Here is a 2644-nt window from a genome sequence, read left to right on the forward strand (position 1 = left end):
TTTTGATAATTGTTAGATTGTAATGCATAGGGTTCTGTACAACTGCTTGTTTCAAATAGTAAAAATGTTACTAATAAAATATGTGCTATTTTTTGAAATATTTTCATAGTTAAAATTTAAAATTATAAGTAATAGTTGGAACTGGAATTGAAAAGATGCTTGTTTGATAAGCCTTTATTTTTCCTTCTTCAGAAACAAAGTATATAGAATACGGATTATTTCTGCCTAAAACATTATATATTGAAATGTTCCAGTAGCTATGCGCTAATTTCTTTATTTTATGGTTTCCTTCAATATTAAATCCAATGTCTAATCTGTAGTAATCGGGAACTCTAAATTCATTTCTGTTACTATAAAGTGTATATTGATTTCCCTCATATTCATAACTTCCTATTGGGTAAGTAATTGGTCTTCCTGTTTGATAAATAAAATTAGTAGACATACTATATCTTTTTGTGAATTTGTAATTTAAAATTACACTAAAATCGTGAGGCTTGTCAAAATTTGAAGCAAAAAAGTTTCCATTATTTACCTTTTCATTCGCAAACTTACTGTCTAATTTTATTAAAGATCGTGAATAACTGTAACCAATCCAGCCATTTAATCTTCCGCTTGATTTTTTTAATAAAAATTCAACACCATATGATTTTCCTTCACCTTGAAGGACCTCTGTTTCTATATGGTTATTTAATATTAATTCTGCACCAACTTTATAATCTAATATATTGGTTGATTTTTTATAATAAGCTTCAATACTTATCTCATATGGTTTTTCTTGAAAATTTTTGAAGAAACCTAATGAAATTTGTTGTCCGAAGCTGGGCTTAATATTTAAATCAGCTAGTTTCCATGTATCTGTAGGCGATTGTGTTGTATTTGTAGAAAGTTTATGTAGATATTGATAATTTGTATCGTAACTTAATTTCATTGAAATAGTTTCTGAAAATAATTGCCTTAGTGCAATTCTGTATTCTATACCATTGAAATTTTTTATTGTTTCGTTGTTTTTATATACTCTTTCGCTAACTTCATTGCCTTCTATTATTTGTGACTCTGGAAGATATTCTATTTGTTTTGATGGCCCAAGCGCTAAAAAATTAGAAAAACGAAGGCCTAGATTTATCGAAAATTTATTTGTAATTGCAACATTATCGGACAAAAATAAAGCATTTTCTAATCCTTTTTCTTTTTGAACACTTTGATAGGTTAATAATGAATTTTCATCAGTTGGCACAAGTGTTCCTGGATTAATATTGTAAAGTGTTGAATTTACACCATAAGTAAATTTGTGCTTCTCACTATAATTATATATCCCTTTGTAAAACAGTTTTGTTTCATTCACTTTAAAGCCAAAATTAAATGATTTTTGATTGTTTTTTTCAAAATCAATTCCAAATTTATATTCTGAATTGGTAATACCAAATTCTGCCTTGTTTTTATCATTAAATGAATGTCTTCCATTTATTGACAATATTCGATTACTGTATTTATAAATAGAATCAGAAGTTAAATTAAATTGATCTTTACTGTAATAAATTGTTGATTCTAAACTTGTTTTTTTTGATAATTGGTGATTATATTTTAGTATAAAATCATAAAAGGAAGCTTTACTGTTTTTAATTTCAGGATTGTTTAATTCTTTTAAAATCCAATCCGAATAAGTAGCGCGGCCACCAACTAAAACATTTGATTTACCCTTTACAACGGGTACATTAATGGTTAAATTACTCGTTACAGGTCCGATACCACCTTCTCCCGATATTTTATCGTTTGTGCCATTTTTAATCTGAATATCAAATACTGAAGATAGTCTTCCGCCAAATTCTACAGGAATACTTCCTTTATATATTTCAGCATTTTTTATTACATAAGGATTAATTGAAGAGAAAAAACCAAAAAAATGTGATGGATTATAGATGGTTGCGTTATCTAATAAAAAAAGATTTTGATCTTCTTTTCCTCCTCTAACATTAACTCCAGCCGAACCTTCTCCGGCTGTTTTAATTCCAGGGAGTGTAGTTGCTACTTTTAATATATCTCTTTCACCAAGCACCATCGGAACATTTTTTAATTCCTCCATATTTATTGAAGTAACTCCAGATGTGGTGTTTTTTATTTTTTTATCGCTTATAGGTTCAATTACTATTTCATTCAATTCGGTAATTGCTTCATTAATTTTAAAATCTTTTGTTCCATTATTGAAGGCTATTATAGTAAAATTATTTTTTTTATAACCCATTGCTTCAATTTTAATTGAATGCTTTCCATAGGGTAACGTAATTTTGTAAAATCCTTTTTCGTTTGAAATAGCCTTTATGCCATTTTGATTTTTTATGACTGCTTCATTTACGGGAGTGTCATTTTTTTTATTAAAAATAAAACCTGAAATAACATATGATTTTTTTTCTTTTGAAATAGATTCCTTACCAATAACAATAAGTTCCTCGGTTTTTTCATTTGAATCATTACTGCTTTTTTCTATTTCTTGAATTAAAACAGGGTTATTGGTAAAATTTAAATCAGAATTTTCTAAAAAATCACTTGATACTTTATCATAAATAATATTGTTTTCGGTGAGAATCACGTGCTTTCCGCTCAAATAAAAATTCAGATTGGTGTCTTTGAAAATGGCTTTCAAAAGGGT

At 27.5% G+C, this 2644-nt stretch carries 1 protein-coding gene; it reads right to left on the reverse strand.

All coding sequences use genetic code 11. The annotated features are described in order from the left end of the window. Positions 1–109: 109 nt before the first annotated feature. The coding region (locus ACIQZC_RS10590; protein ID WP_396139190.1) for a TonB-dependent receptor plug domain-containing protein at positions 110–2644 on the reverse strand (2535 nt) is incomplete at its 5' end.

The sequence above is a fragment of the Flavobacterium sp. genome (assembly GCF_044338735.1).
Classification (GTDB): domain Bacteria; phylum Bacteroidota; class Bacteroidia; order Flavobacteriales; family Flavobacteriaceae; genus Flavobacterium.